The organism is uncultured Gemmiger sp., from assembly GCF_934561205.1.
In the GTDB taxonomy this organism is placed as follows: Bacteria; Bacillota; Clostridia; order Oscillospirales; family Ruminococcaceae; genus Gemmiger.
The window spans coordinates 1-22,182 of the sequence record NZ_CAKTFU010000023.1 but is presented as its reverse complement, the minus strand read 5'-3'; the positions used below and the strand labels follow the sequence as shown (position 1 = coordinate 22,182).

The window sequence follows — 22,182 nt, the reverse complement described above, 5'->3', positions numbered from 1 at the left end:
TCGACCTGCTGGATCAGGCCGTCCTTCATGACGACGATGCGGTCGCCCATGGTCATGGCCTCGGTCTGGTCATGGGTAACGTAGATGAAGGTGGTAGCCAGCTTCTTGTGCAGCTTGATGATCTCGGTACGCATGCTGGTACGCAGCTTGGCGTCCAGGTTGGACAGAGGCTCGTCGAGCAGGAAGACGGCCGGGTTACGAACCATGGCGCGGCCCAGGGCAACACGCTGACGCTGACCACCGGACAGAGCCTTGGGCTTACGGTCGAGCAGGTGCTCGATCTCCAGAACCTTGGCAGCCTCACGAACGCGCTTGTCGATCTCGTCCTTGGGCATCTTGCGCAGTTCCAGACCGAAAGCCATGTTCTTGTAAACGGTCATATGGGGGTACAGAGCGTAGTTCTGGAACACCATGGCGATGTCGCGGTCCTTCGGGGGGACGTCGTTGATCAGACGGTCGCCGATGTACATCTCACCGCCGGAAATTTCTTCCAGGCCGGCGATCATACGCAGGGTGGTGGACTTGCCGCAGCCGGAGGGGCCGACGAAAACGATAAATTCCTTATCGGCGATCTCCAGGCTGAAATCGGGAACGGCAACGACGTTGCCGGGGTAAACTTTCTTGACGTGACGGCAGCTGATAGAAGCCATGATGCATTACCTCCGTAATTGTGTAAGAACCCGCAAGCGGGGTTGATTTACTTGACATCATTATAATATCAGGTTATAATACATTTGAAAATAGCATTTTATTGATATTGGAGTGTGGAAATTGATATTTGATGCAGAATCTTTTTGCACGGCGGCGGAAATTGCCGAGCTGGACGGCAAAACGCCGAAAACGCTGACCGGCGCAGGGCTTTGGGTGGGGGTCTTGTCGCGCGGGGGGTGCCTGTTGAACGAAAACGAACGTGCGGGGCAAAGCGGCGATATTCTGCTGGGTGCTTCCCCCCTGCTGCTGACCCCCTGCGGCGACTGCCATCTGGTGGCGGTGCGCCTGACAGGGCAGTGTGCCGACACCTGCCTGCTGAGCCTGGGCGCTGCCCGCTGGGCGGACGGTGCCGCCTGCCCCGGTGCAGCCGAACTGCTGGCACAGATGCACAGTGCCCCCGCCGCGCCGGTGGCCTACGGCGTTTTGTGCGCCGTCGCCAAGGCGGACGAGACGGCCCGCCCGCTGCCGCCGCTGGTGGCCGAGGCGATGACGGCGATCCGCCAGAACTATATGGCGCTGTACGGCGTTGAGGAATTGAGCGAGCAGCTGGGCGTGACCAAGAGCCACCTGGTGCGGGTGTTCAAGCAGGAGATCGGCGTGCCGCCGGGCAAATATCTGACGAACATACGCATAGAAGCCGTCAAATCCCTGCTGCTGAGCGACGAGTACAATCTGGAGACCATCGCCGGGCTGACAGGGTTTTCGGGCGCCAACTACCTGTGCCGCGTGTTCAAGCGGGAGGTCGGTGTCTCCCCCGCCGCCTGGCGCGCCGCAGCCGCACCCCGCCGCGTCATTCCCAAATTGCCGCCCCGCAGCGAGGAAATGTTTGTATAAAAGGAAAGAACGGCATCCCGCAGGATGCCGTTCTTGTTGTTTTATGCGAAATTACACGGTCTTATAGCCGTCGGGGTTGTGGCTCTGCCAGTTCCAGCTGTCGCGGCACATCTCGTCGATGCCGTACTGTGCCTCCCAGCCCAGCTCGCGCTTGGCCTTACTGGGGTCGCACCAGCACTCGGCAATGTCGCCGGGGCGGCGGGGGTCGATGACGTAGGGCAGCTCCTTGCCGCAGGCCTTGCTGAAGGCATGGATGACGTCCAGCACGCTGTAGCCGTGGCCGGTGCCCAGGTTGCAGATGAACAGGCCGGGCTTTTCTTCCAGCTTGTGCACGGCGGCAACGTGGCCGCGGGCCAGGTCGACAACGTGGATGTAGTCACGCACACCGGTGCCGTCGGGGGTGGGATAGTCGTTGCCAAAAACATGGACTTCCTTCAATTTACCGACAGCCACCTTGGCGATGTAGGGAACGAGGTTGTTGGGGATGCCGTTGGGGTCCTCACCGATCAGGCCGGAGGGATGCGCACCGATGGGGTTGAAGTAGCGCAGCAGGGCGACGTTCAACTCGGGGTCAGCCTTGCAGCAATCGGTCAGGATGCGCTCGCTGAACACCTTGGTGGTGCCGTAGGGGTTGGTGGTGCCGCCGACGGGGAAATCCTCGCGGATGGGCACACTGGCGGGGTCGCCGTAAACGGTGGCGGAGGAGGAGAAGATGATGTTGTGGCAGTTGTGGTGCCGCATCACGTCCAGAATGTTCAGCGTGGTGGTCAGGTTGTTGGAGTAATACTCGATAGGCTTGGACACGCTTTCGCCCACAGCCTTATAGGCGGCGAACTGGATAACGCAGTCAATGTCGCTGTTTTCGGCAAAAATCTTTTCGACAGCGGCCTTGTCGGTCATGTCAGCCTCGACAAAGCGGAAATCCTTGCCGGAAATCTGCTTGACGCGCTCCAAAGCCTTGGGGCAGGAGTTGTAGTAGTTATCCGCCACAACGATGTCGTAGCCTGCGGCCAACAATTCGATACAGGTATGGCTGCCGATGTAGCCGGCACCGCCGCTAACCAAAATTGCCATAACAAACTCTCCTTTTACAATGTATTGCCTTATGTTGCAGGCAGCTGCCGATGCAGCCGCCCCTTACTACCCTTATTCTACTTTGTTGGGGCTGTTTCGTCAATAGCCGTTTACAGTGGGTCCATATCTTTTTGTTGCCTGTTTTGCCGCCGCGATGTCAGATACATCTGCTGGCGGCGGTACTCGGCGGGGGTGTTGCCGGTGGCCTCGCGGAATTTTTTGCTGAAATGCGCGCCCGAACAATAGCCCATTTCTGCGGCGACCTCGCCGGGCAGTGCCCCGCGCGCCAGAAGCTGGGCGGCGTAGTCCAGCCGCATGGCGGTAAACTCCGCCCCTGCGGTGCTGCGGGTGCGGGCGCGGAACGCCTGCTGCAGCTGCGCACGGCTGCAGCCCAATGCCTCGCACAGCTCCCCGATATGCAGCTCGCTGCGCAGGTTTTCGGCAAAATAGGTGCGGGCCGCCTCGACCAGGGCGTTCTGACGGCGCTCGCGCTGCAGGCGCACGGCGGATTGTCGGCGGGGCTGGCGGCCGCGGCGGGTCACCAAAATCAGCAGATCCTCCAACCGCAGCACCATCTGCTGCACCTCGCCCAGGGCGAGGTCCTGCTGCAGGCGGGTGGGGTCGTCGGCGTCAAACAGCGCGGGGATCCTTTGCATCAGGTAACGCACGTCCCGCTGCTCGCCCGGCTCGGCATGGGTCACAAAGCCGTGCATATGCTCGGCGGCCTCGCCCGTGCAGACAAATTCCACACGCAGCACCTCAGGCGGCACACCGCCCACCGTGCGCATACCACTGACCTCGCCGGGCGGGTGCAGCAGCAGCGCGCCCGGATGCAGCAGAATACGGCGGTCATCGCAGCGTTCCTCAATATTGCCGCTGTGCAGGTAGACCAGCACCCACCCCGCATGGGGCGCGGCGGGCAGCTCGGTATCGGCGCGGTATTCGGTGCTGCTTGCCGCAATAAGCTGCTCTACCCGCAGCAGAAAAAGCTCATCCATAGGGCATTTTCCTTTCCGGCGTCAGGCCGCCACGGCACCGGGCAGCTCGTCCGGTTCGGGTTCTGCCCCGCTGCCGAACACCCCCGGCGTCACGTCCGCCAGGGCGGGGAACATAGCAAGCTCGGGGCAGGTATCGGCCAGGCCGACACAGTAGGCGGTCAGCGGCGAGATAACCTGGCTGATATCCTGCAGGCGGCTGGTGCCGTCGGCATCGTAGGTGCTGTGCATGATATCGTTGGGGCAGCTGCGCTCTATGTAAGCCAGCAGCGCATCGTCCACAAAAGCGTCGGTGCTGCCCTCGTACAGATCGGGCGCGCCGAACAGGTGCAGTATCTCGTGGGCGTAGGTGGCGGGGTTTTCCGGCTCTGCGTCAGCGCTGTACGCGTCATAGCGGTACAGGCAGGCATACTCATAATAATATTGCTCGCCCAAATCGGCATAGTGCACCATGGCAAAGGAGGTGCCGCCCACAGGCAGGAAATACAGCATACCTACGTTGGATGTTCCGTATTCTGCCCGCAGGGCGTCTGTGTCGATGCGCTTGCTCAGGGCGTCCAGCTCCCCCAGCAGGTCATCGCTTTCCTCGCTTTGCTCGCCGCCCGACACGGTGTTTTTCAGCGTGTAGCAGCCGCCGTCGGCATGGCACAGCATGGTTTTTACGCCATAGCCGCTCCCCTGCCCGGCCAGCCAGTCCAGTGCGGTATCCACCCGCGCCAGGGCATCGCTGCGCTCGGACTCGGTCCAGGGGTCACAGTCGGGAGCGTTCAGGAACACACTGACCAGCACCGTCGGCTGTGTCAGCAGCTTGACGCTGCCGTAGCGCTGCTCGGCGGTGCCATGCCCTGCGGCAGGGGTCTGCGTGGGGGCAGGGGTCTGCACAAAGGGCATATCGGTCCTGTATTCCCGCTGAATTTTCGGCATACAGCCGCACAAAAGCAGCACAGCCAGCAGCAGTGCCGCCAAGCGTTGGTAGTGTTTCATAGTCGTATCGTTACCATTCCAATACGGGTTTGCCGTCGCGGGCGGTCAGGGTGACCGTGGTCGCTGCGGTGCCGAGGCGGCCCTCGACCAGTGCTTCGGACACAGGGTCCTCGACGGCTTTGCGGATGGTGCGGCGCAGCTCACGCGCGCCGTAACGGGCCGAGCTTTCGGCCACAATGGCGACCAGCGCGGGTTGGTCGTACTGCAGGGTGATGCTGTGCGCCTGCAGGCCGGGCTTGTATTCGTCCAGCATGAGGGCGGCGATTTTTTCCAGGTCGCTCTCGCTCAGCGGGCGGAAGGTGATGATCTCGTCCACGCGGCCGATGAATTCGGGGCGCAGGAACTCCTGCAGGGCCTTCATGCTCTTGTCGGCGGCAGCGGTTTCGGCGGTCTTGCCGAAGCCGGTTGCGCCGCTGCGGTCGGTGGAGCCTGCGTTGGAAGTCATGCAGATGACCGTGTTGGAGAAATCCACCGTGCGGCCCTGTGCGTCGTTGATCTTGCCCTCGTCCAGAATTTGCAGCAGGATGTTCATCACATCGGGGTGCGCCTTCTCGATCTCGTCAAACAGCACAACGCTGTACGGGTGGCGGCGAACCTTCTCGGTCAGCTGGCCGGCCTCCTCGTAGCCGACATAGCCCGGAGGCGAACCGATAAGACGCGATACGGCGTACTTTTCCATATATTCACTCATATCAATGGCAATCAGCGGGTCCACGGTGTCAAACAGCTGGGCGGCCAGCTGCTTGACCAGTTCAGTCTTGCCGACGCCGGTGGGGCCGACAAAGATAAAGCTGGCGGGGCGGTGGCGGCCGGACAGGTCGGCGCGGGCGCGCTTGATGGCACCCGCCACGGCGTGGACGGCTTCGTCCTGACCGATGACGTGGCTTTTCAGCGCGTCCTCCAGCCCCAGCAGACGACCGTACTCGGTCTCCTTGATTTTTACGGCGGGCACACCCGTCCACAGCTCGACGACCTGCGCCACATCGTCCATCGTGACCTCGATCTCCGCCACGCGCAGCTCCAGCGCGGGCAGTTTTTCGCGCTGCTTCGCCAAATCGGTTTTAACGGCAGCCAGTGCCTCGTAGTCGATGGCACCTTCCTTGCCCGGCTCCTGTTCGGGGTTTTCCAGCTCATGCTCGCGGGCTTCCAGCTCGGCTACGGCCTTCTGGGTCTCGGCCAGCTCGGTGATTTCGGGGTGGCGCAGGCTGCAGCAGGCGCAGGCCTCGTCCAGCAGGTCGATGGCCTTGTCGGGCAGAAAACGGTCGGTGATATAACGCTCCGACAGCTTGACGATGGCGGTCACCATCGGGTCGGGCACGCGCACGCAGTGGTGCTTTTCGTAGTAGACGCGCACACCCTTGATGACCTCGATGGCCTCCAAAATGGAGGGTTCTTCCACCTTGACGGGCTGAAAACGGCGTTCCAGCGCGGAATCTTTTTCGATATACTTGCGGTACTCGGCAAAGGTGGTTGCGCCGATGACCTGCATCTGCCCGCGGGAGAGCGCGGGTTTCATGATGTTGGCGGCGTTCATGGCACCGTCCGAGTCGCCCGCGCCGACGATGGAATGGATCTCGTCAATGAACAAGATGATGTTGCCGGCAGCCTTGACCTCGCTGATCAGCCCCTTGACGCGCTGCTCGAACTGGCCGCGGAACTGCGTGCCGGCGATAAGCGCCGTCATGTCCAGCAGGTAGATTTCCTTGTCGCGCAGGCGGGCAGGCACCTGCCCCTCGGCAATGCGCTGGGCGATGCCCTCGGCGATGGCGGTCTTGCCGACACCGGCCTCACCGATCAGGCAGGGGTTGTTTTTCTGGCGGCGGCACAAGATCTGGATGGTGCGGTAGATTTCGCGGTCGCGGCCGATGATGCGGTCGGTCTTGCCGTCCCGTGCCTTTTGGGTCAGGTTTTCGCAGTAGGTCTCCAAAAATTTGCGGCGGGGCGCTTTTTCTTTTTTGCCTTTGCCCTTGGCGTCGTCCTGCTTGCGCGCACCGAAGCCAAAGGGGAACACCGGGCTGCCGCCGGGGACAAAATCCTCCTGCGGGTCGTCCTCGTCGGGGGCGTCCTCCATCGCGCCGCCCATCAGGGGCGAAAGTGCGCCGGATTCGGCGGCCTCCTGCAGGAAGCTGCCCAGACGCTCCTCCATATTTTCAAGATCCTGGTCGGACATACCGAACTGTTTCATCAGGTCGTCCACCGGCTGGATGTGCATTTCTTTGGCGCAGGTCAGGCAGTAGCCCTCCTGCGTAGGCTTGCCGTCCTGCATACGTTGGATAAAAACAACGGCAGGGCGTTTTTTACATTTGACACAAAGCATTGTACTTCACCTCTATGCTGTGAATGGACCCGCCGGGCGGGTCGTTCCGCCAAAGGGGCGGAGGAAAGGGCAGTTGCCCTTATACACATTATTGAACAACCCCGCCCATTTTGCAAGGGGCGGGGCCAAAAGTTCAGAAATTATTTACGGTACACCGCTTACCCCACCGTGGGCACAAAGGGGTTGAATGCCCCAAAGATGCGGTAGGCGGTGCTTTGGTTCAGCACCGAAAGCTGCAAAAATTCCATGCGGCCGCCCGCAAAGCAAGCCAAAAACCACAGGAACATCGCCAGCAGCCAGCAGTCCACCGCGCCGGTGCAAAGCCCCAGCGCAAGCCCCAGCAGGCGGTTCAGCCCGCCCACCAGCGGCACTACATTGACCAGGCGCAGCAACTTGACCAGAACGGCCACCACAACGCGCAGCATCAGGCAGAGCACCACAAACACCAGCACCTGCACCAGCGGCAGAATGACAGGCTCCAGCAGCGCACCGATCTGGTCGGTCAGGCCGCTGCCGGCGGTATCGACCAGGCCGCTGAGCGTTTCGCGCAGAGTATCGGGCAGAAATTCCAGCCCCTGCAGGGTGCCGTCCAGCCCGGTGCCGGTCTCGGTGACGGCCTGTTGGACCTTTTCGGTCACGGCCTCGCGGACGAACCAGTCATAAAACTGCGGGGCCAGCGTGCGGCTGCCGACCATAGCGGCGGCAGCGCTGAACAGCGTACCCGCCAGCTCCGCCAGACCTGCCAGAAAGCCCTTGCGCCAGCTGCAGACAGCGGCCACCGCAAAGACGGCCAAAAACAAAATATCGTAGATGTAAGGCATACTTTCCATGGGTTATCTTCTTTCTTATTCGTGCAGGATCTCGGCGCGGGTACCCGTAAACACCAGCGTTTCCCGCGCGTTGATGACCGCCAGCGGGCGGGAGGACAGGTCGCTGCGCGTCCATTTGCGCACACCGTCATAGCCGTAGCACTCGACCTCGCCCGCACACAGCAGGTAGATGTCGGTGTCGGTGGCGGAAATGCCGTACGCCTGTCGGGCGGGGATCTCCGCCATGGGGGTCAGGCTGTCGTCCAGCGTGACCAGGCTGTTGCCGCCGCGGATATTCAGCAAAAGGGCGGTCTGGCGGCGGCCCGGCGCGGCACTTTGCAGCGTTGCACCGCCAAAATCGTAGCGGTAGACCTCTGCGCCGGTGCGCGGGTCCAGCACGGCGATGTAGCTGTCGAACACGGCCACGGCGCGGCTTTCGGTCTGCCAGTCCAGCTTCAACAGCATACTGCCCTGGCTGGCCTTGTAGGCAACGCCCTCCTCCTCGGAGGCGGTGTCCATAAAGTATATGCCGCATTGCAGCTGCCCCTGCCGCGCAGCGAGGGTCCCCACGGCAAAGCGGCGGTTGTCGGGCGAGAAATCCACCGCAATGGGCGTGCCCTGGGTTTGGGTGGTTTTCCAGCTGTATGTCTGGTGCATGGAGGCATCATACACCCGCAGCAGCGCGGTATAGCGCGAAAATTCCGTTACGACCGCCAGCGAGTTGTTGTTGGACATGGCGCACAGCAAAATGCTGTCGTCAAAGGTTTGGGTGTACAGCTTGGCCGTGCGGCTGGCCACGGTAAGCTCGTTGCCGGCGCGGTTGTACACGGCAAAATGTGTGCCGCCCACTGCCAGCACGGGGCGCGCATAGCCGGGCTGCATGGCAAACGACTTGACGCCGTAGGGCGAGTAGACGACGGCGTCGCTGCTGCCCAGCTCCACAAAGCCGCCCGACAGTTCCTCGACCTGCAAAGGGTCGCTGATGCCGGTGTTGACCGGCCAGCCCCCGCCGGAACGGTTCAGGTACAGCTTGGCACTGTCCACAGAGTCTGCCAGCAGGGCGATGGACGCCGACAACGTGCCGGTAAGCCCCGCCAAAAGCAGCGCCAATACGACAATTACCACCGTAACAAACGCCATGCGGCGGCGCTGGCGCTGCTTATACAGCGGTTCCAGCGGCTTGACATTTTCCGCCGGGGGCTGCTTGGCATCGGCAGCCGCACGGCGTTTGATGGGTTTGGGGGTGCGCAGGCCGATATCCCCGCTTGTGCCGGGGATGGCATCGGGCAGGCTGCCCTGTTCGCGCGCCAGCATACGCTTGCGGCGTTCCAGGCGTTCCCGATCGGCTTTGTTCACAGGGCTGCGCCCCCTTTCGTTTGAAAATTACAGATAGGCCACGTCCTCCAAAAAAAGTCCCTTGGCGGGCAGGGTCTGGCCTGCCTGCCTGCGGTCGCGGCTTTGCAGCAGCGGCAAAACGGAATCCGCCGTGCGCTTGTGCAGCCCCGCCTCCACCAAGGTGCCCGCCAAAATGCGCACCATATTGTACAGGTACCCGTCCGCCGTCACGGTAATGACGACCGTATCGCCCTGTTTTTGCACGGTGCAGCGTGTGATGGTGCGCACGGTGTCGCCGTGGGCCGCCGCCCCCGACCCGGAGGCGCACAGCGCCAGAAAATCGTGCGTACCCACAAACTGCGCGGCAGCCGCCTGCATGGCGGCAACGTCCAACGGTTGGGGTACGCGGGCGCAGGTGTCGTAGGTGAAGGGGTCCTCTATGCGGGCGTTGCGGATATAGTAGCAGTAGGTCTTGGCGTGGGCGGCGTACCGGGCGTGAAAATCCGGCGGCACTTCGCTGATTTCCAGCGCGCGGATATCCGGCGGCAGGTGGGCGTTGAACGCCTGCACCATCTTTTGTGCGGGGACTTTTCCGTCATAGGAAAAGCTCAGGGCAAAGCGGCGGGCGTGTACCCCCGCGTCGGTGCGGGAGCAGCCCTTGACATCGGGGCGGCAGCCCAGCACCGCCTGCATGGCATTTTGCAGCACCTCGCAGACGGTCAGCGCGTTGGGCTGCACCTGAAAGCCCGCATAATTCGTGCCCTTGTAGGCGATCCAGAGTAAATATGTCATAGAAATACCGGTTTGTCAAAAAAGACCTTTTGCGGGTAGTAATGTAGGGCGCGTGTCTTGACCGCGCCGCACCGCTGGCTGCGCGCAGCGCATAAAATCGCGCCGAATGGCGCGCAATTTCACGGTACATTGTACTGTTGATTAGGCTGCACGGAACGGTCAAGACCGTTCCCTACAAACCAGCCAAAAGTTTGCAATCGCCCCTTTGAGTTTATTGATAGTCGGAAACATTGCCGCGCAGCGGCGATTCCTTATCTCAACTCTAAGCTCTCCACTCTCAACTCTAAAGTTCACGCCAGACCCGGCACAAACAGGCGGGTCAGGCAGATGCACACCAGCAGCACCGTGATGATCACGGCGCAGCGGGTGTCCTCGGCGGTGAATTTCAGCTGTTTCAAGCGGGTGCGGCCCTCGCCGCCGTGGTAGCAGCGGCACTCCATCGCCATGGCCAGCTCGTCGGCACGGCGGAACGCCGAGATAAACAGCGGGATCAAAATCGGCACCAGCGCCTTGATGCGCTGGCTGAAGGTACCTGTATCCAGCATGGCGCCACGGGCCTTCTGCGCGTTCATGATTTTTTCGGTTTCCTCGATCAGGGTCGGGATAAACCGCAGCGCAATGGTCATCATCATCGCCAGCTCATGCACAGGGAAATGCACCTTGGCAAGCGGGCGCAGCAGGCTTTCGATGGCGTCGGTCAGCACAATGGGGCTGGTCGTGTAGGTCAAAAGGCTGGTGCCCGCAATCAGGGCGCAGACGCGCACCGACAGCAGAATGGCGTACTTGATGCCCTCGACATAAATATTGATGAACCAGAAATGCACCAGCGGCTCCCCCTGCCCCGTGACGAAAAACAGGTTCAGCACCGAGGTAAACAGGATGATGGGCACGATGGGCTTGAGGCTTTTCAAAATCATGCGGCCGGGGATTTTGGCCACCCTATACAGCACCGCCAGCAGTGCGATGGACAGCGCCAGACCCAGCGGGTTGGGCGCAACAAACAGCGCGACGATGTAAGCGATGGTCGCCACCAGCTTTAAGCGGGGGTCGCAGCGGTGCAGCACCGAGTTGCCGGGGAAATGCTGCCCGATGGTGATATCTTTAAGCATCCTGCGCACCTCCCTGCTTGGCCGCCAGCGCCTTGCGTATGGTTTTTACGGCGTAAGGGATGGTGTAGACATCGGTGTGGATGTCCAGCCCCATCTGCCGCAGCCGCAGAAAGATCTGGGTGACCTGCGGCACCGAAAGCCCCAGCTCCAGCAGCTCCTGCGCGCGGGCAAAGACGTTCTCGACGGTGTCGTACATGGCGATGCCCGCATGGTTGAGCACCAGCACGCGGTTGGCGTACTTGGCGATATCCTCCATCGAATGGCTGACCAGCAGCACCGTGATGCCGGTTTTTTCGTGGTACTCCTTGATTTGGCTTAAAATGGTGTCGCGCCCTTCGGGGTCCAACCCGGCGGCCGGTTCGTCCAGCACGAGCACGCGGGGGCGCATGGCCATGACGCCCGCAATGGCGACACGGCGCTTTTGCCCGCCCGAAAGCTCAAACGGGCTTTTTTGCAGCAGCTCCTCGCTGAGGCCGACAAAGGCGGCGGCCTCCTTGACGCGCTGCTCGATCTCCGCCTCGCTCAGGCCCATATTGCGCGGGCCGTAGGCGATATCCTTGGCGCAGGTTTCCTCAAACAGCTGGTATTCGGGATACTGCATGACCAGCCCCACCATAAAGCGGAAGCTGCGCAGGTCGGCGCCCTGCTGCCACATATCCTTGCCGTCCACCAGCACCTTGCCGGAGGTGGGGCGGTTGATGCCGTTAAAGTGGCTGATCAGCGTGGATTTGCCGCTGCCCGTGGAGCCGATGATGCCCACAAAATCGCCCTCCTCCACGCTGAAGGAGATGTTATCCAGCGCGGTGACGGCGTCCGGCATACCGGGGTTATAGACGTAAGTCAGGTTTTGAACTTCAATGATGTGTGACACTGTGTTTTGTCCTTTCCCGCAAAATACAACCCCCGCGCGGGCGGGGTGTCGTTTTTGCCCTCGATAGGAAATAAAATGCAAATTGCGGATATACAGGGAATGCGAGATATACAAATAATAAAGAATAAATAATAAATGTGGTGTGCCCGCCGCGCGGGCACATTTTACAGAACTCGGCGGTTCCTCCGCTGTGCTGCCGGTGTCCGCTTTGCTCATTTCCCTTTGGCATTTGCAAAATCCTGCGGTCAGCCATCACCGCTTTTGTTTTGCCGTCAGGCAAAACTCCACCTTTTTTCTTATTTCTTATTTATTATTTCTTATTTGAGCAGCTCTCTTTTCCGGCTTGCCGCTTCACTTCAAAATTTTATACAATTCCTCCGCGCAGGCTTCGGGCGTGATGACCTCCTTGGGCAGCTCAATGCCCACCTTGGCCAGCTCGTCCCGCAGCTCGGCGGCCTGGGGTACGTCCAGATGGTAGCTGTGCAGCCTTTGTGTCTGGCTGAACACCTGTTCGGGCGTGCCCTCCATGACGATGCGGCCGCGGCTCATGACCAGAACGCGGTCGGCCTGGGCAGCCTCCTCCATATAATGGGTGATGGACACAATGGTGATGCCCGCCTCGCGCAGCTGGCGGATCGTGCGCATGACCTGCGCGCGGCCGTGGGGGTCCAGCATGGCCGTAGCCTCGTCCAAAACCAGGCAGTCGGGGCGCATGGCGATGACGCCCGCAATGGCGACGCGCTGCTTTTGCCCGCCGGACAGCTTATACGGCGCTGCTTCGCGCTTTTCGTAGATACCGGCCAGCTTCATGGCCTCGTCGATGCGGGTGCGGATCTCCGCCGGCGGCACACCCAGGTTTTCCGGCGCAAAGGCGACGTCCTCCTCCACGATGGTGGCAACGATCTGGTTGTCGGGGTTCTGGAACACCATGCCCACCTTCTGGCGGACATCGTAGAGATGCTCCTCGCTGCGGGTGTCCATATCCTCCACCAGCACGGTGCCGGTTTCGGGCAGCAAAATGGCGTTGAAATGCTTGGCCAGGGTGCTTTTGCCGCAGCCGTTCGCGCCCAGCACCGCCACAAATTCGCCGCGGCGTATCTCCATCGAAACACCGTCCACCGCATAGCGGGGCTGTTCGGGGTCATAGCGGAATTTTACGTCCTGCACGCGCAGCATAGGGTTTTCATTCGGCATAGTTTCACTTCTCCCAGACGGCGGTTGCACCGCAGGGCACCACACCGCCCGTGGCGGAAACCGGCAAGCCGATCTCGTCACAGTGGGTGTAGCCGCCCTTGACGGGGCAAAGCGTCGTCTTGACAATATACTCCATCACGGCGGGGCTTAACCCCTCGGTGTAGGAGTTGATGGCAAAAAACAGCGGGTCATCGCTTAAAACCTGTTCCGTAAGGGTGATCAGGTCGTAGACGTTATCCTCCAGCTTCCAGATCTCGCCCCCGGGGCCGCGCCCGTAGCTGGGCGGGTCCATGATGACGGCGTCGTAGCGGCTGCCGCGGCGCAGCTCGCGCTGCACAAACTTGACGCAGTCGTCCACGATCCAGCGGCAGGGGCGGTCTGCCAGCTTGCTGGCGGCGGCGTTTTCCCGCGCCCAGGCCACCATGCCCTTGCTGGCGTCCACATGGGTGACCGATGCGCCCGCCGCAAGGCACGCCAGCGTGGCACCGCCCGTGTAGCCGAACAGGTTCAGCACCCGGATGGGACGCCCGGCGGCGCGGATCTTTTCCTGATACCACGCCCAGTTTACCGCCTGTTCGGGGAAAACGCCGGTGTGCTTAAAGCCCGTGGGGCTGACGATCAGCGTCAGGTCGCCCCAGCGGATATTCCATTTTTGCGGCAGCTTTTTGTGGTAGTTCCACTGTCCGCCGCCCTTGGCGGAGCGGTAGTACACGGCGTCCGCCTTGGCCCACAGGGGGCTGGTTTCGTCGTTTTTCCAGATGACCTGCGGGTCGGGACGGATCAGCAGCGTGCTGCCCCAGCGTTCCAGACGGTTGTGGTTGGTGGCATCCAGCAGTTCGTAATCCTGCCATGTATCGGCGGGGCGCATAGGCGGTTCTCCTTTTTATTTCAGAATACGTTGTTTGATCATTTCGGCAATGCGCTCGGCGCTGGCCTGAATGGCCTCCTGGTCCTGGCCCTCAACCATGACGCGGATCTTCGGCTCGGTGCCGGAAACGCGCACCAGCACGCGGCCCATGCCCATCAGGTTCTGCTGCTGGCTCTCGATATAGCCGGCAATGTACTCGTCCTCTTTATAGGCCTGCTTCTGCTCCTTGTTGGCCACCAGGTTGATGAGCACCTGCGGGTACTTGGTATACACGGCGTTGAGGTCGCTCATCTTGGCGCCGTTTTCCGCCTTTTTGCGTGCCAAAACCTTCAGCAGCTTGCCGGCGGTCAGCTCGCCGTCACCGGTGGTGGAGTGGTGCAGGAAGATAACGTGGCCGCTCTGCTCTCCGCCGATGGCATAGCCGCTGGCGCGCATTTCTTCCAGAACATAGCGGTCACCCACGGCGGTGCGGGCGGTGCGGATGCCGATGGATTCCATGTACTTCATGAAGCCCAGGTTGGACATAACGGTGACCACGGCGGTGTTGCCGTCCAAGCGGCCGCGCTCCTTCATGTCAGCGCCGACCAGGGCGATGATCTTATCGCCGTCCATCTCGGCACCGTTCTCGTCGCAGCCCAGGCAGCGGTCGGCGTCGCCGTCAAAGGCAATGCCGCAGTCGTAGCCGCCCGCCTTGACGGCAGCCTCCAATGCTTCCAGATGGGTGGAGCCGCAGCCGTCGTTGACCGACACACCGTCCTGCTCCATGCCCATAAAGCCGCACTCGCAGCCAAGGGCGGGGAACAGCTGCTTGGCCACGTTGGCGGAAGCACCGTTGGCGCAGTCAAACAGGACCTTCAGGCCGGAGAGGTCGGCATCGATGTGCTGACGCAGGAACTCCACATAGTCCGCCACAGCGGTGGTGCAGGTGTGGATACGGCCGATGTCGGCACCCTCGGCCAGACGGATATCGGCGCAGTTGTTAAAGACATGGGCCTCGATCTGGTTTTCCACCTCGTCGGGCAGCTTGTAGCCGTCGCCCTTGAAGATCTTGATGCCGTTGAATTCCATCGGGTTGTGGGAGGCGGAGATCATAATGCCTGCGTCAGCCTTATACTTGCGCACAAGGTAGGCAACGCCGGGGGTGGGGATGACGCCCAGCAGCACAACGTCCGCGCCGACGCTGCACAGGCCGGCAGCCAGCGTGGATTCCAGCATATCGCCGGAAACGCGGGTGTCCTTGCCGATGAGGATCTTGGGGCGGTGACCGTCCAGCTTGGTCAGCACGGCTGCCATGCCGCGGCCGATCTGCAGCGACAGTTCACAGGTCAAATCCTTGCCCGCAACGCCGCGGACACCGTCGGTACCAAAAAGTTTACCCATAATACAATCATCCTTTCGTACTGCAACTCTATGATTTGGTGGTTACATCGCAATCTATGAAAAACAGGGATTTGATTTTGAATTTATACCCTGTTTTATCTTAAAACATCGTCTGCTGCCCGTCGATATCATCGAACCGCCGCGGCACCGCCATGTGCAGGTGCTCGTAGGCCAGGCGGGTCACGCAGCGTCCGCGCGGGGTGCGCGTCAGCATACCCATCTGCATCAGGTACGGCTCGCAGATGTCCTCCAACGTCACGCTTTCCTCGCCCAGCGCCGCCGCCAGCGTTTCCAGCCCCACCGGCCCGCCGTTGTACATCTCAATGATGGCGCGCATCAGGCTGCGGTCCAGTTCATCCAGACCCAGCTCGTCAATGTCCATCCAGCGGCGCGCCTCGACGGCGGTCTCCTTGTCGATGGTGCCGTCCCCCTGCACGGTGGCAAAGTCGCGCACGCGCTTGAGCAGACGGTTGGCGATACGCGGCGTACCGCGGGCGCAGCGCGCCAGTTCCAGCGCACCTTCCTCGGTGATGGGGATTCCCAGAATGCCCGCGCTGCGGGTGATGATCTGCCCCAGCTCCTGCGGACTGTACGGCTCCAGCTTCAGCAAAATGCCAAAGCGGTCACGCAAAGGCCCCGTCAGCTGCCCGGCGCGGGTGGTGGCACCGATCAGCGTAAAGCGCGGCAGGTTGATGCGGATGCTCTGGGCGCTGGGACCCTTGCCGATCATAATATCCAGCGCGTAGTCCTCCAGCGCGGGGTACAAGACCTCCTCCACCTGGCGGGACAGGCGATGAATTTCATCGATAAACAGCACGTCGCCCTCCTGCAGGTTGGTCAGCAGGGCGGCCAGGTCGCCGGGCTTTTCGATGGCAGGGCCGGAGGTGATGCGGATCTGCACGCCCATCTCCTGCGCCACAATGCCTGCCAGCGTGGTTTTGCCCAGTCCCGGCGGGCCGTACAGCAGGACATGGTCCATCGGCTCGCCGCGCTGCTGGGCTGCCCGCAGGTAGACCCGCAGGTTGCCCTTGGCCTTGGTCTGGCCCACATAGTCCTCCAGCGTTTTGGGGCGAAGGCTGTTTTCCTCCGCATCGGCGGGGCTTGCGTCGGGGCTGACCAGCCGGCTGGGGTCTACGGTATATTCCTGATTCATTCTCTACCCTCTCTCATCTTGCGCGGGACAGGCTGCGCAGCGCCACTTTGATAATTTCCTGCACGGGCAGCGTTTCGTCCACGCGGGCCACAGCAGCGGCGGCATCGCTGGGGCTGTAGCCCAAGCTGACCAGCGCAGCCACCGCCTGTGCGGGTGCCGAGCTGGGCGTGGGGGCGGCGAAGTCCCCCGCAAAGCCGGTGCCCTCGGCCAGACCCTTGCCGACCTTATCCTTGAGTTCCAGCGTAATGCGCTGTGCCAGCTTGGGGCCGACGCCGCTGGCCTTGGTAAACGCCTTGTGGTCACCGCTGGACGCCGCCAGCGCGACCTTTTCGGGGCTCATCACCGATAAGATGGACAGCCCCGCCTTGGGACCCACGCCGGAAACGGCAGTCAGCATCTTAAAGCAGTCGCGCTGTTCCAGCGTGGCAAAGCCGTAGAGCGAAACATCGTTTTCGGTCACGTTCATCACAGTGTAAACGGTGCCCTCCTGCCCGGGGGCGGGCAGACTTTCGCCGGTGGTGGCAGGGATCTGCACCCAGTAGCCCACGCCGCCGCAGCTGATGACCACGGCGTCCAGCGATTTTTTTATGATTTTTCCTGTCAGACAGTAGATCATCTTATTACCTCTATAGTAAATGGGAGGGTTCCTCAGCGCACGGGTGTGCCCATCAGGCGGCTGCGGCTGCAATGGCAGTGCGCGATCGCCATGCCCAGGGCGTCGGCGGTGTCGTCCGGCTTGGGGATGCTTTCCAGATGCAGCATCATGCGGGTCATCTCCTGAATCTGCTTTTTCACGGCCTTGCCGTAGCCGGTAATGGCCTGCTTGACCTGCATGGGGGTGTACTCGTAAATAGGGATGCCGCACTGCGCTGCCGCCAGCAGAATGACCCCGCGCGCCTCGGCCACGCCGATGACGGTGGTCTGGTTGTGCTGGTAGTACAGCTTTTCGATGGAGAGTGCCTCCGGCTTATAGCGGCGGCAGATGTCCAGCACGCCGTCGTAGATTTCCGCCAGGCGCTGCTCAAACGGGGTGTCCTTCTCGGTGATGACGGCACCGTACCCCAACGGGGCAAACCGATTGCCGACATATTCAATGACCCCCCAGCCCACAATGGCGTAACCGGGGTCGATACCCAAAACCCGCATGACCTGCACCTCTCCATAGTAATACAGATACAGTATACCACAAAAATTCCTGCACGTCTAGAAAAAACTGCGCAGACGACCCCTGTGCGCCGATTTTTGCCGCCGAAAAAGTTTTTTGAAAAAAACCGAAAAAATTTGAAAAAAGCTGTTGACATTTCCTGAATCATCTGGTATTATAATACACGTCGCCGACAGCGACACAAACAAATGCGCGGTTAGCTCAGCTGGTAGAGCATCTGCTTGACGTGCAGGAGGTCACAGGTTCGAGTCCTGTACCGCGCACCAAAGACCCGAAACTTCGGTTTCGGGTCTTTTTCTTTGTTTTTTGTACCGCAAATATAAGGCCGAGGGCTTGCCAGCCCTCGGCCTTTGTCTGTTTTATTTGCCGTATACGGTGTCCGCTTCCAGAATGGCGTCGTTGATCTCCTTGTACTGCGCCGCCGTTTCGTCATCGATAATGTACACCGTCACGGGAATGACCGCGCTTTTTACCGATTCCTCATAGCTTTCGTAGTACAGGTCCACAAACACACGGCCCTCGCGCATGGCGGCGCCGGTGTCGGCGGCGTAGGCGTAGCCGTACACAAAGCTGCCGTCATCGCTGGTTATGTACATCAGCGTGCCGTAGGGGATGACGCTGGGGTCCACCGCCACGGTGCCGTAGGTAAGGCGGCGTCCGCCGGAGCCTTTGGCCGTCGGTGAGGCCGAGTACGCCGTGCTGCGCTTGCTTTCGTACACTTCCTTGACGCCGGCCGCAGGTACGCCGTCTACGATTTCCGGCCCCTGAAAGGACGATACCGCCGCCTTCTCGCCGTAGACCTTGACGATGCTGCCGACCGTCTCGGCCAGCGTTTCACGGTTTATGACGTCGGTGGCCGTCCACTCGCCATCCACCCAGACCTCGCGGTAGGTCACGCGGTCGCAGCCGTCCACGCCGTCACGCAGGGTCAGCGTGGTTTCGGGCTTGCGGTAAAACAGGCTGGTGGCAATTTCCTCCACCGGGGCCGTCACGGTCTCGTCCACCGTGTACTCCACATATTCGATGCGCTGCAGGGTGATGTTCTCGCCCTCAGGCAGGATCTCATCGGCGGCGGGGGTAATGCTGTCGTCCTCGTCAAAGTCAATGCCCAGGCGCGTCAGGATTTCGGCGGGCGTCTCCCCCGTGGTGACGACCTGCTGCGTCACGCCGTCGGCTGTGACTTCGGTCGTATAGCCGCGCAGCACCTGCAGCTCCTCGCCGTCGGGCGTCTCGCTCCAGACCGTGACGTCGTACTCGGCCAACGGCTGCATCTTGACGCGGCGCAAAAGGGCGGGCACGTCGTCGGTGGAGGCCAGGATACGCTCACTGCCCGCGCGGGAATCGTGGATGGTCACCAGATGCACCGACCCGCCGGTGTACGCGATGCACAGCCCCAGCACGGCGGTGCAGGCGGCCACACTGCCCCATTTGGGCAGCAGCTCCGCCATGCGGCGGCGGATCGTTTCTTTTGTCTTAACGGATAAAGCCATAGTTCTCCTTTGATCTGCGCTGTGCGCAGGGTGTTCTTTCGGTGTATAAGGGTAGCACATTTTTCGATGAAATGCAAGTTTTTCGCCAAAAGACGTAAGTTTTTGACAGTTTTACCCATAAATTGCCCGTTTATTTGGCGGTATTGTACCGCATTTTCCCGCATATCATGCGGCAAGGAGGTGTGCCCATGAAGCTGTTTTTTACCAAAATGCAGGGCGCGGGCAACGATTATCTGTTTGTGGATTGCCGCAAAACCGGCTGCCTGCCCCATGCGGCAGCCCTGAGCGCAGCACTGTCCCGCCCGCATTACGGCGTGGGCGCGGACGGGCTGGTGTGCATCTGCCCGCCCGTGCTGCCGGAGGGCGATGCCTGTATGCGGATGTTCAATGCCGACGGCACCGAGGGCATCATGTGCGGCAACGGCGTGCGCTGCGTAGCTGAATATTTATACAACCACGGGCTGCACCGCGCGGTACTGAAAATCGACACCCCGCACGCCGGGCAGCGCATTTTGCGCCGTGTGGGTGCCGGGCGCTGGCAGGCGGACATGGGGCGGTTTTCGCTGTTTGCCCCCGCCCTGCCGGGTGCCAAGACAGGCAGGGCCGAGCTTTGCGCAGCCGAGCGCAGCTGGCAGGTACTGTGCATCAGCATCGGCAACCCGCACTGCGTTGTCCCCTGCCCCGACGGCCTGCCCACCGCTGCCCAGCTGGCGCGCCGCGGCGCGGCGTTGGCGGAGCATCCTGCGTTTTTGTGCGGTGCCAACGTCGAATTTGTGCATACCGTCAGCCCGGCGTGCCTTTCGGTCAGCGTGTGGGAGCGCGGCAGCGGGGCCACGCTGGCCTGCGGCACAGGGGCCTGTGCGGCGGCTGCGGCAATGGTCCTGCAGGGGGTCTGCCGACGCTGCACCCCCATTGAGGTACAGCTGCCGGGCGGCGTTTTGACCGTGTGTATCTCCCCCGACGACACCGTGCAGCTGACCGGCGAGGCCGTGACGGTTTTTAGCGGCGAGGTGGACGTATAATTTTTCGTTTTCCCATTGCATATAAGGGCAAGTTGTGGTAAATTAGGTATATAGTAAGGTAGTATAAGGGGGAAGAATATGCAACTCAATCCGCATTATGCAGAGCTGAACGAAAGTTATCTTTTCAGCACCATCGCCCACAAGGTGGCCGACTACCAGCAGGCACACCCGCAGGCCGATATCATCCGCCTGGGCATCGGTGACGTCACGCTGCCGCTGGCCGCCTCTGTCACCAAGGCCATGCACGAAGCCGTCGAGGAACAGGCACATAAAGAGACCTTCCACGGATATATTCCCAGCGAGCAGGGCTACGGCTTTCTGCGCGAGGCCATCCGCGATTACTACGCCGACCACGACGTGACGCTGGATCTGTCGGAGATTTTTATTTCGGACGGTGCCAAAAGCGATTTGGGCAACCTGCTGGACCTGTTCAGCCAGGACAACACCGTGCTGGTGCCCGACCCCGTCTACCCCGTGTATGTGGACGACAACGTGATGGCAGGACGCAAAATTTTGTACATGCCCGCCAACGCCGAAAACAACTTCCTGCCCATGCCGGACGCGGTGCCCCACGCGGACATCGTCTACCTGTGCAGCCCCAACAACCCCACCGGCGCCACCTACACCGTGGAGCAGCTGAAGGCGTGGGTCAACTGGGCCAAGGCAAACGACGCACTGATTTTGTTTGACGCCGCCTATGAGTGCTTTGTCACCGAGCCGGGCCTGGCGCGCAGCATCTATGAGGTCGAGGGCGCCAAGGAGGTTGCCGTTGAGGTGTGCAGCTTCTCCAAAATTGCCGGCTTTACCGGCACCCGCTGCGGCTACACCATCGTGCCGCAGGCCATCCGCCAGGGCGATTTGAGCCTGAACAAGATGTGGCTGCGCCGCCAGACGACCAAGTTCAACGGCGTTGCTTATGTGGTGCAGCGCGGTGCCGCCGCCGTCTTTACGCCGGAGGGTATGCGCGAGATCCGCGAAAACCTGGACTACTACCGCAGAAATGCGGCGGTCATCGCACAGGCGCTGGACGAGATGGGCATCTGGTACTGCGGCGGCAAAAACAGCCCCTACATCTGGCTGCGCTGCCCCAACAATATGGATAGCTGGGCATTTTTTGACTGGCTGCTGGAGAACGCCAACGTCGTGGGCACCCCCGGCGAAGGTTTCGGCGCCTGCGGGCAGGGGTATTTCCGCCTGACCGCCTTTGGCGACGCAGACCGCACCAAGGAGGCCGCCCAACGCATAAAAGCCGCTTTGGCAAAACTGTAAACAGGAGGTAAAGCATATGCAACCCAACGAAGAAATCATGAATTTCTTGAAAGAAAACCCCACCTTTTACCTCGCCACGGTAGACGGGTATCTGCCCCGCGTGCGTCCCATCGGCTTTGCGATGTGGTATAACGGCTATCTGTGCATCGCCCTCGGCAAACACAAGGCCGCCTATAAGCAGCTGCTGGACAACACCAATCTGGAGATTTGCGCCGCCAACGACCGCGGCGAGTGGCTGCGCATCCAGGGCACCGCCAACTTTGACAACACCCCCGCCGCGCAGGAGGCCGCCTTCAAGGCCATGCCGCAGCTGGCCGATTTGTACAACGAGGAAACCGGCAACAAGCTGGGCATTGTATACTTAGACCACCTGTCCGCCAAGCTGTTCTCGATGTCGGGCGCAGTTAAGGATATTATGAGCTATTAACCGCACAAATCAGCAGCCCCCGAAGGCAGCACGCCTTCGGGGGCTTTTTGCCGCACAAAAAAACCCGGAACCTTGCGGTTCCGGGCTTTGCTGCATAAATACGGGGTAAATCAGCGCTTGCTGAACTGGGGAGCGCGGCGAGCAGCCTTCAAGCCGTACTGCGCGAGTTTTTGAGCTGTTTTTCCTTGATATTCCGGGCTTTTCCGGCTTTCTGCTTCTCGGTTATCCGGTATGCGGACCATAAAAAATCGCCTTTTTTCATTCAGCGATAGCCTGATGAAACGCACCATTTACTACCCCAAACAACTCCTCTGGTTTATTGTACTTCACTTTTGCATAGATGTCCATAGTTGTTTTGCTGTTTTCGTGTCCGGCAAGGTATT

The 22,182-nt window shown here is 61.0% G+C and carries 21 protein-coding genes and 1 tRNA gene; 5 read left to right on the top strand and 17 right to left on the bottom strand.

Going from position 1 to position 22,182, the window contains the following annotated elements:
• Positions 1-650: ATP-binding cassette domain-containing protein (locus Q0I19_RS11065; protein WP_296023757.1), on the bottom strand; the 650-nt coding region annotated here is incomplete at its 3' end.
• Positions 651-771: 121 nt separating this feature from the next.
• On the opposite strand from Q0I19_RS11065, the gene Q0I19_RS11060 reads away from it, so the two are divergent.
• Positions 772-1,545: an AraC family transcriptional regulator gene (locus Q0I19_RS11060; RefSeq protein WP_294761280.1), complete on the top strand. Its 774-nt coding sequence runs from the start codon at positions 772-774 to the stop codon at positions 1,543-1,545.
• Positions 1,546-1,596: 51 nt separating this feature from the next.
• Here the strand turns inward: Q0I19_RS11060 and galE are convergent, their stop codons facing one another.
• The 15 genes from galE to ruvC form a co-directional block, all read right to left on the bottom strand.
• The gene (galE, locus tag Q0I19_RS11055) at positions 1,597-2,619 is read right to left on the bottom strand and encodes a UDP-glucose 4-epimerase GalE (RefSeq protein ID WP_294761278.1); all 1,023 of its coding nucleotides are present in this window, start codon (positions 2,617-2,619) and stop codon (positions 1,597-1,599) included.
• A 110-nt stretch (positions 2,620-2,729) separates the two neighbouring features.
• Entirely contained in the window at positions 2,730-3,617 is an 888-nt protein-coding gene (locus Q0I19_RS11050) for an AraC family transcriptional regulator (RefSeq protein ID WP_294761275.1), read from the bottom strand.
• 21 nt (positions 3,618-3,638) lie between these two features.
• Entirely contained in the window at positions 3,639-4,598 is a 960-nt protein-coding gene (locus Q0I19_RS11045; protein ID WP_294761272.1) for a hypothetical protein, read from the bottom strand.
• A gap of 10 nt (positions 4,599-4,608) precedes the next feature.
• The gene (locus Q0I19_RS11040; RefSeq protein ID WP_294761271.1) at positions 4,609-6,915 is read right to left on the bottom strand and encodes an ATP-dependent Clp protease ATP-binding subunit; all 2,307 of its coding nucleotides are present in this window, start codon (positions 6,913-6,915) and stop codon (positions 4,609-4,611) included.
• Between the two features lie 158 nt (positions 6,916-7,073).
• Positions 7,074-7,745, bottom strand: a complete 672-nt coding sequence (locus Q0I19_RS11035; RefSeq protein WP_294761270.1) for a CvpA family protein — start codon at positions 7,743-7,745, stop codon at positions 7,074-7,076.
• Positions 7,746-7,760: 15 nt separating this feature from the next.
• A complete protein-coding gene (locus tag Q0I19_RS11030) occupies positions 7,761-9,080 on the bottom strand; it encodes a DUF5711 family protein (protein WP_294761267.1) in 1,320 nt (439 codons plus the stop codon).
• Positions 9,081-9,107: 27 nt separating this feature from the next.
• Positions 9,108-9,851, bottom strand: a complete 744-nt coding sequence (gene truA / locus Q0I19_RS11025) for a tRNA pseudouridine(38-40) synthase TruA (RefSeq protein WP_294761265.1) — start codon at positions 9,849-9,851, stop codon at positions 9,108-9,110.
• Between the two features lie 290 nt (positions 9,852-10,141).
• Complete coding sequence (locus tag Q0I19_RS11020) at positions 10,142-10,960, bottom strand: energy-coupling factor transporter transmembrane component T (protein ID WP_294761264.1); 819 nt, start codon at positions 10,958-10,960, stop codon at positions 10,142-10,144.
• Entirely contained in the window at positions 10,953-11,831 is an 879-nt protein-coding gene (locus Q0I19_RS11015) for an energy-coupling factor transporter ATPase (protein WP_294761262.1), read from the bottom strand. The genes Q0I19_RS11020 and Q0I19_RS11015 overlap by 8 nt, the downstream gene beginning before the upstream one ends.
• A gap of 351 nt (positions 11,832-12,182) precedes the next feature.
• Positions 12,183-13,025, bottom strand: coding sequence for an energy-coupling factor transporter ATPase (locus tag Q0I19_RS11010; RefSeq protein WP_294761259.1), 843 nt, complete (start codon positions 13,023-13,025; stop codon positions 12,183-12,185).
• 4 nt (positions 13,026-13,029) lie between these two features.
• Complete coding sequence (locus Q0I19_RS11005) at positions 13,030-13,893, bottom strand: class I SAM-dependent methyltransferase (RefSeq protein WP_294761257.1); 864 nt, start codon at positions 13,891-13,893, stop codon at positions 13,030-13,032.
• 15 nt (positions 13,894-13,908) lie between these two features.
• On the bottom strand, positions 13,909-15,273 hold the full coding sequence (gene glmM, locus Q0I19_RS11000; protein ID WP_294761253.1) for a phosphoglucosamine mutase: 1,365 nt from the start codon (positions 15,271-15,273) through the stop codon (positions 13,909-13,911).
• A 100-nt stretch (positions 15,274-15,373) separates the two neighbouring features.
• Positions 15,374-16,426, bottom strand: a complete 1,053-nt coding sequence (ruvB, locus tag Q0I19_RS10995) for a Holliday junction branch migration DNA helicase RuvB (RefSeq protein WP_294761251.1) — start codon at positions 16,424-16,426, stop codon at positions 15,374-15,376.
• 13 nt (positions 16,427-16,439) lie between these two features.
• Positions 16,440-17,042: a Holliday junction branch migration protein RuvA gene (ruvA, locus tag Q0I19_RS10990; RefSeq protein ID WP_294761249.1), complete on the bottom strand. Its 603-nt coding sequence runs from the start codon at positions 17,040-17,042 to the stop codon at positions 16,440-16,442.
• 32 nt (positions 17,043-17,074) lie between these two features.
• Positions 17,075-17,572, bottom strand: coding sequence for a crossover junction endodeoxyribonuclease RuvC (gene ruvC / locus Q0I19_RS10985; RefSeq protein WP_294761247.1), 498 nt, complete (start codon positions 17,570-17,572; stop codon positions 17,075-17,077).
• Between the two features lie 209 nt (positions 17,573-17,781).
• Here ruvC and Q0I19_RS10980 point away from each other — a divergent pair.
• Positions 17,782-17,857 (top strand) — tRNA-Val (locus tag Q0I19_RS10980).
• Between the two features lie 93 nt (positions 17,858-17,950).
• Here the strand turns inward: Q0I19_RS10980 and Q0I19_RS10975 are convergent.
• On the bottom strand, positions 17,951-19,081 hold the full coding sequence (locus Q0I19_RS10975; RefSeq protein ID WP_294761245.1) for a 3D domain-containing protein: 1,131 nt from the start codon (positions 19,079-19,081) through the stop codon (positions 17,951-17,953).
• Positions 19,082-19,269: 188 nt separating this feature from the next.
• On the opposite strand from Q0I19_RS10975, the gene dapF reads away from it, so the two are divergent.
• The 3 genes from dapF to Q0I19_RS10960 all read left to right on the top strand — a co-directional run bounded on the left by dapF (position 19,270) and on the right by Q0I19_RS10960 (position 21,799).
• Positions 19,270-20,103, top strand: a complete 834-nt coding sequence (dapF, locus tag Q0I19_RS10970) for a diaminopimelate epimerase (RefSeq protein ID WP_294761243.1) — start codon at positions 19,270-19,272, stop codon at positions 20,101-20,103.
• Between the two features lie 78 nt (positions 20,104-20,181).
• Positions 20,182-21,372, top strand: coding sequence for an LL-diaminopimelate aminotransferase (locus Q0I19_RS10965; protein WP_294761240.1), 1,191 nt, complete (start codon positions 20,182-20,184; stop codon positions 21,370-21,372).
• Positions 21,373-21,388: 16 nt separating this feature from the next.
• Entirely contained in the window at positions 21,389-21,799 is a 411-nt protein-coding gene (locus Q0I19_RS10960; RefSeq protein ID WP_294761238.1) for a pyridoxamine 5'-phosphate oxidase family protein, read from the top strand.
• The last annotated feature ends 383 nt before the right edge of the window (positions 21,800-22,182 follow it).